Origin of the sequence: Oceanobacillus limi (assembly GCF_900111445.1) — a bacterium.
Taxonomy (GTDB): Bacteria; Bacillota; Bacilli; order Bacillales; family Amphibacillaceae; genus Ornithinibacillus; species Ornithinibacillus limi.
Map to the genome: position 1 here is coordinate 162767 of NZ_FOHE01000001.1, position 15361 is coordinate 178127.

Below are 15361 nucleotides of genomic sequence, written 5' to 3' on the forward strand. Positions count from 1 at the left end.
AATGAACAATGATTATTTGTAGTGTAAATAAAATTGCAAAGATGTATGGAGGGAACTCCATTTTTGAAGGTATCTCATTTGAAATGAAGGATAAACAACGAGTTGGTTTAGTTGGGAGAAACGGTAGTGGTAAAACGACATTAATTCGCCTACTGGCTGGAGAGGAAACGCCAGACTCAGGGCAAATTCACTGGAAAAAGGGGGCGACAGTCGGTTATTTAAAACAAATTCCCAATTACCCAGGTACGACGACAGTGAAGGAAGTTTTACGATCGGCATTTTCCGCGTTGATCCAGCTGGAAGAGCAGATGAAGAAGCTAGAGAAGGAAATGGGAATGGAGGCTGATGCAGACAAACTAGAAAAACTAGTAGCGGATTATGGAAACTTGCAGGATCAGTATGCGATAAATGGAGGATATGAAATCGAATCCAACATTGAAAAAATTGTCCACGGATTAAATATCGAGTCATTACTGGAACAAACCTTTGCTAACTTAAGTGGAGGAGAAAAGACGAAGGTTGTTCTAGGTTTAATGTTACTTCAACAACCAGACCTGCTGCTACTAGACGAACCAACAAATCACTTAGACTTACTGGCAGTCGAATGGCTTGGCAATTTTCTAAAGGAATACAGAGGGACGGTTCTTGTGATTTCCCATGATCGTTACTTTCTGGATGAGGTAGTGAACATGGTAGTTGATTTAGAAGATGGCGAACTAACCTCGTATCACAGTAATTTTTCAGGATTTGTAAAAGAAAAAGAAGAGCGACTGTTACGGGAATTCCAGGCCTATGAAGAACAACAAAAGAAAATTAAAAAGATGAAGGAAGCGATTAAACGGTTAAGAGATTGGGCTAATAGAGCCAATCCGCCCAATGCCGACCTACACAAACGGGCAAGAAACATGGAACGAGCTTTAGAACGAATGGAAAAACTGAATCGGCCTGTGTTAAACCGAAAGAAAATGAACTTAGAAATGGAAGTCACAGATCGAAGTGGGAAGGACGTTGTAGTGCTTAGCGATGTTTCTAAGTCCTTTGCTGATAAGTGGTTATTTTCCAACGTAAATATGCATGTATCATACCAGGAACGAGTTGCTTTAATTGGCGAAAATGGAACAGGAAAATCTACGTTAATTAAGTTGATTCTGCAGCAACTGGAACCAGACGAAGGGGAGGTTCGGTTAGGTAGCAATGTCAAAGTTGGGTACGTCTCCCAAGATATCTCTTCTGAATTGGAAGAGGAAACAGTTATCGGTGCTTTTCGAAATGAAGTAAGCGTAGCAGAAGGAGAAGCTAGGCATATTTTAGCAAGGTTTATGTTTTATGGGTACGCCGTATTTCGAAAGGTATCCCAACTCAGCGGAGGAGAAAAGATGCGCTTGCGATTAGCTCAATTGATGTATCAGGATATAAACTTGCTCATCCTAGACGAACCAACGAACCATTTAGATATTGAATCAAGAGAAGTGTTGGAAGAAGCACTGGATGATTTTCAGGGCACGATCTTGGCCGTCTCCCATGATAGGTACTTTCTTAATAAACTATTTGGCAAGATATATTGGATTGAGCAGAAAAAGCTCCATTGTTTTGAGGGAGATTATAATTGGGCGAGAAAGAAAATGACAGAACGCAGAGAACGTGCAGTTGAAATTTTATCGGAGAAGCGGCAGGAAATCAGCTCAAAAAAGCCGCAGCCGGCAAAGGAAGAAGTAAAGGAAAATGAAAACGTAGAACGGGATTTAGGCTTATTAGAAGAAAAAATCACAGCCTTAGATGAACAGTTATTGGAAATAGAGGATGTAGAGTTGTTACAACAGTTATATCTAGAAAAAGAACATTTGGAGGAGGAATGGGAAGTGCTTTGTGATCAATTGGAGAGTTAGTTGGAAGGGAAAGATGTCAGTCTCTGTGAAGAGGATGGCATCTTTTTTAGGAAAAAGAAAAAACACCTCTACCCTTAATAAATTTGGAGACGAGCTGTGTTTTGAGATAAACTATTAGGAAATTACACCCAAACTGGTGTTCGTTTTCAGGAACAGTTAAATTAGAGCAGGCTATTGCCTAACTTCTATAATATTAGTATAAACGAAAGTTAAATATAAGTCTATATTTTTTCAGAAAATTAATTTAAATTAGTACTACCTGGCCAGGAATAATTGAATGAGGGGAGAAACTTGTGTGCAATGGCTTTCGTGGGACGTGAATCTTAAAACGAGATTGATTGGTGAGACACTGTTTAATTTATTGTTCTGGATGTATTTCCCGTTTATAACGATTTATTTTAGTGAAGCATTTGGCCCTGTTATTGCAGGGGTTATGATGACAGTCCCTTCTGTAATTAGTATTTTCGGAAGTATGATCGGTGGGTATGTTACGGACCGTCTAGGGAGACGCCCTACGATGTTGATTGGTTCCTTTATGCAGGTAGTAATGTTTGCGTTATTTGCTCTGTCGTTATCCCATTGGTGGGACTATATCTCATTTGTTGGAATTAGTCTGGGGAAATCATTGTACAGACCAGCGAGTGCTGCAATGGTAGCTGATTTAGTCTCGAAAAAGGAAAGAAGACAAGTATTTGCAACATTTGTAACAGCAAATAACCTAGGTGCCGTTTTAGGACCCGTTATTGGGGCGGTATTATTTTTTAATTATCGAAGTGAACTGTTATGGACCTGTACACTCGTCACGTTATGCTACTCTATTGCGATTTTCTTTATGGTTCGAGAGACCATGCCTAAAGAGGATAGAAAAGTAGAGTATAAAAGCGGAGTACTTTCGGTAATAAAAGGACAATGGATGAGCTATTATGTGATTTTCCGTGATAAGGTATTTTTCCTTTATATTCTAGGAGGAATTTTTATTACCGTATCCATTATGCAGTTGGATCTCTATTTAGCTGTCTATGTGAATGATCATGTGCCAACACAGGATTTAGTTGCGACGAAGAATCTTCTCTTGACACTAAGTAGTGAAGAAGTATTTGGATGGATGCTCGGTTTGAATGGGTTAATGTTTGTGTTTTGTGTTGTACCGGTAATGAAGCTATTGAAGAAGTGGAGTGATCGAAATACGTTAATATTAGCCACTGTGCTATCGGGACTTGGTATGTTTTTGGTTAGTGTCACGTCAAATGCCTGGCTTCTATTTTTGTTCACGTTTATTTTTACGTTAGGAGAGATTATTCATGCCCCTGTTGTACAAAACTTTGTAAGTACCTATGCACCTAAAAATGCCAGAGGACAATACATGGGAGCATCAGATCTTCAGTTTTCGGTTGGCCGTTTTATCGCTCCGGTAACGGTTATTCTTTCTGCGACAATGTCACCATTGTTTGTTTTCGGATTTATATTAGCTTGTGCGTTGGTTAGTGCAGGTCTTTATTTTGTTTTGTTTCGGGTTTTTTCGGAAAATGACCCTATGGAAAGCATATGTGAAACATGATACTGTTTTAATAACTAAAAAACACCTTCATTTCTTTAACTGATGAAATGGAGGTGTTTTTGGTTGTGCAGCGCGAGTTTTGATTAACTATTTGGCTTGAATAATGAAGCTATTTAATGAATGTTGTTCTGTTTCATCCTTATTCATCAATTCGTAATAACTATTTACAATCGTTTGTATCCTTGGAAGTGCTTGAACAAATTCCTCGCGAATGCTGTTTGCATAGTTTTTTTCCCATTGGGCATCTTGCAAATATGTTGCATCAACAATATGTTGTTTTTCTATGTGAAAGTCTGCTTGCACTAGTAATCTTTGAATCTGTTTTTTATCAAATAGGTTTTGGATATTGCCTTCATTTGAAACGAAGGTTGAATAAATTGCTAGAATAGTAGCGGCACAAAAATGGGCGCGCTGATTTATGCTAGTGAAGTCAAGGTCCCACTCCGCAAAGCATATCCTTTTGGTCATTGGACGAAGCAGTTTAAAGGTATGAAGTAAATCTTCGGGCTGTTTGAAGTACCAAGAACTATGGGATAACACGGCAACATCAAACGGGGCAAAGGACTCCATTTGTGTCACATCGGTTTCAAATTGAAAGGTAATTCGATCGCCCAATTGGCTATTTTTAATACGGTCAGTAGCTTGACCTAATGTTAATGGCGCTCCATAGTCAGGGTTCGCTATATCCATCGCTACAACATGTCCATCTTCTCCAACTGCATCGGCCAGTGCTGCGCTGGTATCCCCTTGCCCACATCCAATTTCTAAGACGCGCATCCCTTTTTGAATGTCAAATGCTTCTATTAAGCTTAAGCGATGTTGGAGTTGTATCTGTTGATTAAAGTCGTCTTTATATAATTTATAGGTATCTAAAAACGCGGATGTTTTATTGTTTAATTGAAAAAATGTCATTATGTTCGGTTTGAATTGCTTAACTGCAATTCAACACCTAACTCCCTTCACATTAAAATTTGTGTTTATGTAAGGCCCAAAAATGCAAGGGATTAACGAACGAAGCAAAGTTACGTATTCACTAGGCTTGTGTTATTGTAAACGTTAATAAGTAAAGGCACCATCCATTCATCCACTCCTTCAATGTTTCCTCTATTTAATCACAAACGGTTCATCTTGTATATCTGTTGTGGAAAAGTGGAGAGTTTATTAGAAAGGTTTTTACCGTTTTACGTCGAATAGAGATTAAAATTACAAAGGCTGATGAGTTCGTAAAGGAGTTACTTTGTTTGTGATCCGAAGATTGGTAGTTTTCTTGTTATGTGTTGGTTATAAACTAGTAAATAAGTGTTACGGAAGATTTATAAATAGGATAGCACTTTTAGGGGGAGTTAAGATGAGAAAAGCGTTTCTATTATATAGTGTGGTTTTTGTCATTTTACTAGTCAGCTGTGATTCATCGAACGGTGCTTCTGATCACTCAGTTCTAAATAATGAGGTAGATAATTATGAGGTTACCCAGACATATGCTGAGACAGCTCAAGGGGATTTTGTTTTCCGCCTTGTTAGTGGACGGGAGGAGTATCAGGAAGGGGAAAGTGTGCAGCTCTATGGGGAAATAGAATACGTTGGTGAAGAACCTATGTAACCATCGTTCATGGTTCCCCAGTTGTAAGTATGAATTTTGAAGAGCGGGTGAGGGACTATTTTATTGGAAGTATGGTAAAAGAAATCGCGGAGTTTACTGAACTTAAACAAGGGAAGCCCTATCGAGAGAAATAAAGTAAAAATACTTCATTTGCCAGTTTGGAGCAGAAGTCAGGTGCGTACGATCAGTTTTTCCAAGACTTTATGGATCGCGATGCCTTTCCAGCTGGATATTATGTTGTGAACGGGACAGCACAATTCTCAGTAGATGGCGAACATTATAACATAGAGGCTAAGATAGATTTTAAAGTGTTGAAGTAAGAATTTGGTGCCAGGCACTTGTCTAATTTTGTCGGTGCCTGGCACCGAATTCTTTGGGAGGAAATTTTTGGTTTTTGTCGAATAGGTATCGTGTGGAGGGGATTTTCTGTGAAAAGGGGATATTTATGACGTCGAATCAATTTGTAAAAGCTGCTTATTCCTTTATTAGTGAAGCGTTAATCATCTTTTTACTCATACTACCTGTTTTGTATTTCTATGATGAAGTGATCCCTTATTGGGGTTATTTAGGTATTGCATTTCTTGCATGCTTTCTATTTAGTTTCATTTCAATAAAGAACTTAAGTAATACACTATACCTAATTGCAGCTCCAATTCTACTCGTTCTTTTTATGTTTATAGGCCTTCCAATATTTTTAAGCTTTATAGTAACAGCACTATGGATTTGGAGATATGTATGGATGAGAAGTGGAATGGTATTAATCCATCCAGTTTCATATATTTCTTTTACGATCTTATTGAGCTTGATGATGCTGCTCGTGACGAAGGAATCGTACATCATTGTTTATCTGTTAGTACAGTTCTTCGTGATTGTCTTTGGGAATAGCTTGAGCCATATCGTTGAAATGAAAAGAGATGAACGAAAACAAGTAAATTACGGAATGGGGTTATATTTTTTCCTAGCTTTGATCATCGGTTCTATTAGTGCGTATTGGATTCTCCAACGACCAATTGTATATTCTCTATTAACCGGAGCAATGGATTTTGTTTTTTCTGTTGTCGGTAGATTTGTAGGATTATTTCAATTCCTAGAAGATCAAAAGTTTGGTGAAGATAAGGAGCAGTTGGAAATTGATAATGGAACGGCAGCTTCTTTTGGTGCCGATCCGAATCAACCCGGACCACTTTCAGGGGACAGAATATCTAGTGGAAGCAATTGGATTTGGCTAGTTCTAGCAATTATCACACTCCTTTTTTTGACCTACCTTTGGAAAAAAAGAAAAATCTTCGTACGTAAACAAAAACTGAATAATGAGGATTCAGTTACCGTCCATCAAAAAGAAAATAACACCAAATCTAGTTTTAAACGGAAACGGAGAAGGTTTACAGAACCACAGCATGTCATCCGTAAGCTAGTATATCGCTTTGAAAAGAAAACCTTACATACCAAATATGAAAGAAAATCGTTTGAAACATTAGAGGACTGGCTAAACCGAATTGGAGTCACGTCTTATCTTCATGCGTACCAAAAGGTTAGGTATGGAGAGCAGCCAGTTAGTGAACAGGAAATTACAGGACTAAAACAAGAGCTTAAAATAATAGAGAGAAAACTTGGTGGGACAGGGGGACAGGAAAGTTGACCCAATAGTCAGAGGGGGGGACAACAAACCTGTCCCCCTGTCCCGCTTCTCTTGTCTCTCAGCGAATGATCCCGTCTCCTTCCGCATATGAGTAATTATCAAGGAATTTGTGGAGGAGCTTATGAAACGGTTATCATTACCAGTTATCTTGTTTGTTATCTATATTTTTCTGTTGTATTTACATGTTTATAAGAATTTTAGCTAGATCCTTAAGAAATGGTACTTTCCTTTCTGTGTGAAATCTTCTTTAAATAATGTACAAAATATCTCTTCTTTATCCCTCCTGGGACAGGGGGACAGGAAAGTTGACCCAGTAGACAGAGGGGGGACAACAAACCTGTCCCCCTGTCCCTTTTTTTCGAATAAATGGACTTTCTTTTGCATACGAATGGTGGTAAAAAATGATTGGAGGTGAACGTCATGGCATCTAGATCTAAGTTCAAGGATCCTGGTTTGATTTTAACGGTTGTATTGGTTCTCTATGCTATTTTTGTTTTTGCTTGGTGGCCGACAGATATTTATCTTGCAGGGATTTCCTTGGTTGGATGGTTGATGTTTATTGGATTGTTCTTCTGGTTTTTACTAGCAATTATTTATTGTTTATGGATTGAAAAGATCGAACAAGGAAGAGAATAGACTTTTTCAAAAAAGGAGGGAGTTTACCATGCAAGTTACCGAAGCAATTATCTTATTCATTTACTTGATTGTCATGACTGTGATCGGGATTTATTTCTATCGAAGGGCACGTCAATCGGAAAGTGACTATTTTACAGCTGGACAAAGTATCAACACGTTTGTTGGGGCATTTGCCATTTTTGCAGCTGTTGCGAGTTCCAGTTCCTTGATGGGAGCAGTTGGGTCTGGGGTCGCTTTAGGTGTCCCATACTTTTTCACCTATGCTTTCGGGGTTATCGCCATTATGCCATTTGCGATGTTTCTCATTTCAGGACAAATCCGCCGTTCAGGTGCGAAAACCATGCCAGACTTTTTTAATCAGCGCTATGGAAAGTCGGTACAAATTGTATCCGCTGTCATTGTTGTTCTGGGAATGACATTTTACATGGTACCGCAGTTAACAGCTTCTGGACTGATCGGATCCTACGTACTAGGTATTGACTATACAACAGCGGTTATCGTACTTGGATTAGGGTTCACCCTTTATGCGGCACTAGGAGGCATGTGGGCGATCACCTATACAGATCTACTTCAAGGTGCCATAATGCTACTGGGTATTGTCGTTCTTGCTGCGTTTATTTTGGTAGATCATAGCGGACTCAGCGCATTGATTGATGATGCCCTTGCAGCAAGTCCATCTTTTGGGGATATTACCCAACCATGGATGTCGTATTTTGGGTTGTTTATTGCCTTCTTGTGGTTTGGAATTATATCTCCATCTGTGGTCATGCGGAATTTTGCTTCGCGTGATGCCAAAACAGCTCGTCGTTCAGCCATGTGGGCTTGTTTGTTGTATTTAACCTTATTCGTTTCCGGCTTTATGGTGACATCCGCCGGGGCAAGTCTAGGAATTATTGACACACTAGATAATACGGATATGATTTTTGTGTCTGTCATTGAGCAATATTTACCACCAATCTTAGGGGGGATCATGCTAGCTGGGCTAATGGCAGCAATTATGTCTTCAGCAGATGCGATGCTGTTGGCGATATCTGCAGGGATTGCACACGATATTTATAAAGGGCACATCAATAAACAAGCTTCTGAGCGATTTGTTACTGGGCTTGGGTTAGTTGTTATGATTGTCGCAAGTATTATTGGTGTCATTATTGCAATTGATCCACCAGGACTGATCGCGATCATGGTTGGTTGGGTCGGAGGATTTTTATTATCCTCGTTCGGATTTCCACTTGTGCTAGGTTTATGGTGGAAACGAGCCAATACGAAGGGGGCACTTGTTGGTATGGTCGGTGGGGCCGTTACGTTTTTAGTGCTAATTATTGGACAGTGGCTCCCAACAAATGCGGAACCGATTATCGGTGCTCCAGTATCATTACTATTAACGGTAATTGTTAGCTTAATGACCGAACCTCCATCAAAAGAAATACAAGATCGAGTGGATTATTATCATACCCATTTGGAAAAATGAACAAAAGAGGATGACGAATCATGAATATAGTAGAAAAGAAGAACGTTACCATACAACGGATAGGAGCAGGGGAAATTGTAAGTGAGGCGGAAGTCTATCAATCTGTTTATAAAAATCTTGGACTACGATATAAGTTAAATCGAGCCATTGATGAAAAACATGTGCGAGATTTTATGACGGAACGAAAATTGATTTATCATCCTTTTTGGGTTGCCAAAACACTTGTCATTGCCGAGCGACCACCTTTTCCTGCAAAAAAAATCCCAAACGTCATTTTTGTGGATGGCGTTTCTGGATACCGCGGTGTATTTTCCAAAGTCCCTCCAATGACGCAAGAAGAGGTGGAGCCTGATTCGCTCGTTCCCGTTCGAATTCCAGATGAAAAATCGGCTCGTAACTATGTAAAGGATGTACAACAAAAACAAATCAATCGTTCCTATGTATTGAAGAAACCGATCCATGAGATAAAGGAAATTTCACTAGACTACTTGCCTTTGTGGAAAGTCGTGGTGAAGAGTGAGTTAATCAGTGAAACATTTTATATCAACGCCAATACCGGCGAATCCGAGAAATATTTGAGTGGGACATGGGGACAGGAAAGTTGACCCCGCGCGGGACAACAAACCTGTCCCCCTGTCCCTTTGTCCCCCTGTCCCTTGTAATAAGGCAAATGTACAAATCGCGAACTATCTGCATAGGATATTTTGACAAAATGTAGAAAGGAATGGAATTTCATGTATTATGTAACCTATGTACCTGTTTATCCATATTCGCTACCACCTGAATATTCCTATGAAAGACAATCAATGTACTGGCCTCCCCAGAATGTTACTGATTCCGCAAATTCACCACACTTCTATCAAAACAATATGGAACGAAGAGATTACGGTTCAAGTCCGTTTGTAGTCAATATCGATCAAGCTACAAGACAAAACAACACATTCCGTACGGCGATTTGGACTGGGACTCACCTTCAAGTTACCTTAATGAGTATTGATGTTGGAGACGATATCGGCCTGGAGGTTCATCCAGACGTGGATCAGTTCTTGCGAGTGGAAGCTGGACAGGGGATTGCTCGTATGGGAGATACCAAGGATAATTTAACGTTTGAAAGACGTGTTCAAGATAATGATGCAATTATGGTGCCTGCTGGTAAATGGCATAATCTCATCAATACTGGAAGCACCCCATTGAAAATTTACTCGATCTATGCACCGCCAGAGCATCCATTTGGCACTGTTCATCGAACAAAAGCAGATGCGATGGCTGCAGAAGAAAATCAATAAGCATTACCGAATTAAGTTAACCCCCTTTACCCGTAGAGGGGTTTTTCTTTTTTTCCTAAATTAGAATAATTTTATTTAAGAAGATATAAATCAATGAATTCCTTCATAAAATTTAATGAAAAGGAGGGACTGAGTTGTGAGCAAGAAACACCAAGGAAATGAGAACACCAAAAATAAACAGTTGAACCTCTTTCGTGTGGATGATCGGGGCAAAAAAATGACAACGAATCAAAGTCTCAAGGTATCCGAGGATGAGTTCTCCTTAAAGGCTGGGGAACGTGGCCCAACATTAATGGAGGACTTTCATTTTCGTGAAAAAATGACGCATTTTGATCATGAACGAATTCCTGAGCGAGTTGTTCATGCGCGTGGATTTGCAGCTCATGGGGAATTTCAGGTATATGAAAGCATGCGAAAATATACAAAGGCAAAATTTTTACAGGATCCAACAGTGAAAACACCTGTGTTTGTACGCTTTTCCACTGTCGTTGGGTCGCGCGGATCTGCGGAAACGGTTCGTGATGTGCGTGGGTTTGCGACAAAGTTTTATACCGAAGAAGGAAATTATGATTTAGTTGGAAATAATATTCCGGTCTTTTTTATCCAAGATGCGATTAAGTTTCCAGATCTCGTACATGCGATAAAGCCGGAGCCGCACAATGAAATTCCGCAAGCAGCATCAGCGCATGATACGTTTTGGGATTTTGTTGCGAATAATCAAGAAACTGCACATATGGTCATGTGGCTGATGTCTGATCGAGCAATTCCGAGGAGTTTTCGGATGATGGAAGGGTTTGGGGTACATACCTTCCGACTGGTGAACGAACAAGGAGAAGCATTTTTTGCGAAATTCCATTGGAAGCCAAAACTAGGCACCCACTCGCTTGTCTGGGATGAGGCACAAAAAATAGCTGGAGATGATCCCGATTTCCATCGACGGGATTTGTGGGAGAATATCGAGAAAGGAAATTATCCCGAATTTGAGTTAGGGGTTCAAATCATTCGGGAAGAAGATGAATTTATGTTTGATTTTGATATATTGGATGCAACAAAAATTTGGCCTGAGGAAATTGTTCCCGTCCATCTGATTGGAAAAATGACATTGAATCGGAATGTCGATAATGTCTTTGCGGAAACGGAACAGGTGGCATTTCATCCAGGCCACGTCGTACCCGGTATTGATTTTACCAATGACCCATTGCTACAGGGGCGTTTATTTTCCTATACCGATACCCAGCTTATTCGACTTGGTGGACCGAATTTCCATGAGATCCCAATTAATCGTCCGGTTTGCCCGTTTCATAATAATCAGCGCGATGGGTATCACAGGCAAACGATTAATCAAGGCAAAGTAAGCTATCATCGAAACTCACTAGCAGGAAATACACCAACACCAGTACCTGAAGAAGAAGGTGGATTCAAGCATTACCAGGAAAAAGTCGAAGGGCGAAAAATCCGTAGTCGAAGCGAAAGCTTTAAGGATCATTTCTCACAGGCAACCTTGTTCTGGAATAGCATGACAAAACCGGAAAAAGAACATATTATTGATGCATTTAGCTTCGAGTTAGGGATGGTAAAAAGTGAATCGGTAAGACAGCAGGTAGTGGATATGTTTGCACATGTAAGCCTTCCGTTAGCGACAACCGTAGCAAAAAATATCGGCGTTCGCGCTCCAAAAGGTGGCGGATCCCATGTAACGACATCGTCCCCTGCATTAAGCCAGGAATATACGAAAAAAAGTGCCGCAACTCGTAAAGTTGCAGTGATCATTACCGATGGATTTAATGGATCTGAAGTTGGATTTGTATTGAATGAACTGGTGAAAAGAGGTATGCAGCCTGAAATCATTAGCGAGTCCTTAGGGAAGATACAAGGCTCAGATGGGACATTGCTGGAAGTCAATTATACGTTTTTAACAGCTGATTCGGTTATCTTTGATGCAGTATATGTTGTGAGAGGTAGTAGTAAGCATAAGAAATTTAATAAGGATGCTGGTCTCTTTATCTATGAAGCTTTTTCCCATTACAAGCCGATCGGAGCCACTCATGAAGGGAAACAATGGCTGGAATCAAATGAAATGGGGCAAAGCCCTGGTGTTGTAATGGCAGATAATCTGAATTTGTTTGTTGAGGAATTTACCAAATCCGTTGCCCATCATCGCTTCTGGGAGCGGTAGGGAAGTTATTTTGGTTAAAGAGCGGAAAGAGGATCCACTTCTGTATTGATGTGGGTCCTCTTTTCGTCCAAAATAAGCGACATTCCCCTTTAAACAATCCAATCGATCCATTACAAATGAATAAAGGAGAGGTTCTTTTCAATCCGAATTCGGTAAAGGTTCAGTATTCGGACTTGTTCTTCGGTTAAGTTCGCTTTATCCCAATACATATGCATTAAGCTATAATCAAAAATTTCCTTTAATTTCACAAATAGTGGAAATCGATCTAACATCTCTGGTGATATTGTATTTTCTTCTTCATAACCAGCGAAAATTGCTTTCGTAATAGAACGCCCATAATCATCAATGTTGCCGTTACCAGCAAAGGAAAACTCCATTGCACTATAAATTGGAACAACTAAATCATAGAGATAAAAATGTTTTTCACAATCTTGAAAATCAATCATGGTTAACTTTTGTTCCTCATCTACCAATATGTTTTCTAACCACAGATCACCATGAATCAAACCATAGTTTTCGTTGTCCTTTGGTATTTTTTCAATGGAAGACAATACTTCTCCTGCAAGATCGCGAATTGTCTTTTCTTCCTTTGGAATATATTTAAAAAAGTCGTATTCCTCATTTTTATGCCAATCATGAATATTTTTCACCTGATGCGTGCTTTCGTATTGCTTAGACAAACGATGTAGTTTTCCGATTTGCCGACCTAAATTTTTAAAGATGTTGGCGTTCCATTGCTTCATTGGGGCGTGTATTCCGGGAGCTGCTTGATATAAGACGGTTAGAACTTCCTTATTATTAGGTAGGGGTATCTTCTCGACTAGTTTTCCATTTCGAGAGGGAATCGTTGGGGATACCCCTAATCCGCTGTTGTATAGGAAGTTGGTATAATTTACTTCTTCTACTTGTTCTTCCTCCGTTTTATAGTTTGTTATTCTTGCAAAGTATGTCCCTTGCTTAGCGGTACACCGAAACATTTCATCCGTTACGGGTTCCACTTTCGTAAAATCGACTAGATATTGTTCATTCAATTTTTCTAAAATCTTATTTTCTGCCATTTGATTTCGTCCTTTCGTAATCAAGTGTTTCTAGTTTTCTATGAAAAAAGTACGAAAATGGCTGGTTTATAGTTTAAAGAACATGATACATTCTCCTTTATAGTAAGGTGATGACGCTATCATTTATTCTACCACATTTTTCTTATAATTCATTTGAAATTTCTGAATTATGTTGAGGAAGTCCATTCGCTGACAATTCGGCTTTGTAGAGCGACTTTATTGAACATTAATTCCATGAAGTGATAATCTTAAGATAATAAAAGGGAGGGGTGTTCGAATGCAAAATTCTATACCAGAGGTTACGCTTCATGATGGACTGACAATTCCGAGGGTAGGACTAGGTACATACCAACTGAAAGGGAACGAAGGGGTTCAGGCGATTACGAGTGCCATTGATTCTGGTTACCGTTTGATCGATTCCGCATATAATTATGAAAATGAAGGCACGGTAGGAGAAGCGGTAAGACGTAGCGCGGTGTCGCGTGAAGAATTAAGGATTACTTCCAAGTTGCCAGGGAGGTATCAGACATATGAAAAGGCGATTCCTACGATTCAAGAATCGTTGTATCGCGCTAATTTGGACTACTATGATTTGTATTTGATCCACTGGCCAAATCCAAAGCAAGACCATTATGTAGAAGCATGGCAAGCATTGATTGATGTGAAAAAGTGGGGGCTTATTCGTTCGATTGGGGTGTGTAATTTCTTACCAAAACATATCGAGCGTCTGGAAAAAGAAACTGGTGTAAAACCAACGATTAACCAGATTGAGCTACACCCATTTTTTAATCAGGAAAGCCAACGGAAATGGCATGAGGAAAAGGATATTGTTACCGAGTCTTGGAGTCCGTTACTTCGAGCTAGGGATCTTTTGGAAGATGAAACGATCAAGCAACTAGCTGACCAACATCAGAGATCAGTATCGCAAGTTATTTTGCGCTGGCATTATCAGCTTGGTGCTGTTTCTATTCCAAAATCAGCATCTCCTATGAGGCAAAAGGAAAATATCTCTATCTTTGATTTTTCATTAAACGAAGAGGAGATGCGTATTATTTCAAGCTTAACACGCCCTGATGGTCGTATTAATGATCAGGATCCAGCTGTATACGAGGAATTTTAAGTCAAACGAGGACACGGGGGCGTTTAACAATCCCGTGTCGTCGTTATTAGTATTCAATCTCATCAAAATCCTTCGGTTGAGGAGTTGGACGCTGTTTTTTCACTTCGTTTTCCGTCGATATTTCTTTGTTGATTTCTTGATAAGCCTTTACTTTTCCAAATCGTTCCTTAGCATTGGTCTGTTTCTTTTCTTCACTCATTGGATTCTTCCTTTCCTATTGACTCTCATTATAATTTAGGTTTTGTGATAACCATTTAAATTATTCGGATCTCAATATCCTTCATTTACCTCTAGCATGATGAAGTAAAAAATGATATCCTATTTGATAATTTAATCAAAAATAGATGGGGAGGAACATGATGAGAAGTGTTACTTTATTGAATATATATGATCATCCAATTACCCAAAAATATGTTAGACGTTCAGGGATGGCACATGCAATATCTGTGGCTTATCATGCCTTTCACCTCGCGAAAGAATATCATATTAATCCAGATTCAGCTGCCAAGGCAGGTTTTTTGCACGACATTGGACATTATGAATGGTATCGTAACGGCGAGTGGGATTATGATGACTATCGAGAGTACGATATCCATCCAATAAAAGGAGCGGAACGTGCGCATAAATTACTTGTGCGATTAGGGGAAGACAAACGTGTAGCAAAGGAAATTTCCCATGCCGTTTTGTTTCATACCGATTCTGCGCTTCCAAAGGGGGATTTCCAGTTAAGTACGTTGCAGCATATTGTCCACCTTGCTGATGAAAAAGACAAGCAACCTGGTAATACGCATCATTACCGAGCGATCGATAAGGAAAAAGAACGAAGTCTTGTTATGGAACTTGATCAAAAGATTGAAGCGTTGTTTCAGAAGCAACAGATGACGCGTAAAGGCTGATTGATGATCATGCATATTTCTTTTCTCTATTCCTCAAA

At 39.5% G+C, this 15361-nt stretch carries 15 protein-coding genes; 12 read left to right on the top strand and 3 right to left on the bottom strand.

Features of this window, described 5'->3' with window-relative positions; translation table 11 throughout:
• The first annotated feature begins 8 nt into the window (after positions 1-8).
• Positions 9-1886, top strand: coding sequence for a ribosomal protection-like ABC-F family protein (gene abc-f, locus BMX40_RS01005; RefSeq protein ID WP_090865917.1), 1878 nt, complete (start codon positions 9-11; stop codon positions 1884-1886).
• 295 nt (positions 1887-2181) lie between these two features.
• Entirely contained in the window at positions 2182-3444 is a 1263-nt protein-coding gene (locus BMX40_RS01010) for an MDR family MFS transporter (RefSeq protein ID WP_090865920.1), read from the top strand.
• 87 nt (positions 3445-3531) lie between these two features.
• On the opposite strand, the gene BMX40_RS01015 is transcribed toward BMX40_RS01010, so the two are convergent.
• Positions 3532-4356 carry a class I SAM-dependent methyltransferase gene (locus BMX40_RS01015; RefSeq protein ID WP_090865922.1) on the bottom strand — a complete coding sequence of 275 codons (825 nt, stop codon included), beginning with the start codon at positions 4354-4356 and terminating at the stop codon, positions 3532-3534.
• 436 nt (positions 4357-4792) lie between these two features.
• Between BMX40_RS01015 and BMX40_RS01020 the strand changes: the two genes are divergently transcribed.
• From BMX40_RS01020 to BMX40_RS01050, 8 genes are all read left to right on the top strand, one after another.
• On the top strand, positions 4793-5044 hold the full coding sequence (locus BMX40_RS01020) for a hypothetical protein (protein WP_090865928.1): 252 nt from the start codon (positions 4793-4795) through the stop codon (positions 5042-5044).
• Between the two features lie 158 nt (positions 5045-5202).
• A complete protein-coding gene (locus tag BMX40_RS20015; RefSeq protein WP_170840619.1) occupies positions 5203-5364 on the top strand; it encodes a hypothetical protein in 162 nt (53 codons plus the stop codon).
• Between the two features lie 125 nt (positions 5365-5489).
• Positions 5490-6683, top strand: coding sequence for a hypothetical protein (locus tag BMX40_RS01025; protein WP_090865934.1), 1194 nt, complete (start codon positions 5490-5492; stop codon positions 6681-6683).
• Positions 6684-7103: 420 nt separating this feature from the next.
• On the top strand, positions 7104-7319 hold the full coding sequence (locus BMX40_RS01030; RefSeq protein ID WP_090865936.1) for a hypothetical protein: 216 nt from the start codon (positions 7104-7106) through the stop codon (positions 7317-7319).
• A 28-nt stretch (positions 7320-7347) separates the two neighbouring features.
• Positions 7348-8787: a sodium:solute symporter family protein gene (locus BMX40_RS01035; protein WP_090865937.1), complete on the top strand. Its 1440-nt coding sequence runs from the start codon at positions 7348-7350 to the stop codon at positions 8785-8787.
• Between the two features lie 20 nt (positions 8788-8807).
• Positions 8808-9392, top strand: a complete 585-nt coding sequence (locus BMX40_RS01040) for a hypothetical protein (RefSeq protein ID WP_090865939.1) — start codon at positions 8808-8810, stop codon at positions 9390-9392.
• 129 nt (positions 9393-9521) lie between these two features.
• The gene (locus BMX40_RS01045; protein WP_090865946.1) at positions 9522-10073 is read left to right on the top strand and encodes a cupin domain-containing protein; all 552 of its coding nucleotides are present in this window, start codon (positions 9522-9524) and stop codon (positions 10071-10073) included.
• 136 nt (positions 10074-10209) lie between these two features.
• The gene (locus BMX40_RS01050) at positions 10210-12249 is read left to right on the top strand and encodes a catalase (RefSeq protein ID WP_090865947.1); all 2040 of its coding nucleotides are present in this window, start codon (positions 10210-10212) and stop codon (positions 12247-12249) included.
• Between the two features lie 110 nt (positions 12250-12359).
• On the opposite strand, the gene BMX40_RS01055 is transcribed toward BMX40_RS01050, so the two are convergent.
• Positions 12360-13307, bottom strand: coding sequence for a phosphotransferase enzyme family protein (locus BMX40_RS01055; protein ID WP_090865948.1), 948 nt, complete (start codon positions 13305-13307; stop codon positions 12360-12362).
• 277 nt (positions 13308-13584) lie between these two features.
• On the opposite strand from BMX40_RS01055, the gene BMX40_RS01060 reads away from it, so the two are divergent.
• Positions 13585-14427 carry an aldo/keto reductase gene (locus BMX40_RS01060; RefSeq protein ID WP_090865949.1) on the top strand — a complete coding sequence of 281 codons (843 nt, stop codon included), beginning with the start codon at positions 13585-13587 and terminating at the stop codon, positions 14425-14427.
• A gap of 46 nt (positions 14428-14473) precedes the next feature.
• Here the strand turns inward: BMX40_RS01060 and BMX40_RS20020 are convergent, their stop codons facing one another.
• On the bottom strand, positions 14474-14626 hold the full coding sequence (locus tag BMX40_RS20020) for a hypothetical protein (protein ID WP_170840620.1): 153 nt from the start codon (positions 14624-14626) through the stop codon (positions 14474-14476).
• Positions 14627-14786: 160 nt separating this feature from the next.
• On the opposite strand from BMX40_RS20020, the gene BMX40_RS01065 reads away from it, so the two are divergent.
• On the top strand, positions 14787-15323 hold the full coding sequence (locus BMX40_RS01065; protein ID WP_090865950.1) for an HD domain-containing protein: 537 nt from the start codon (positions 14787-14789) through the stop codon (positions 15321-15323).
• The last annotated feature ends 38 nt before the right edge of the window (positions 15324-15361 follow it).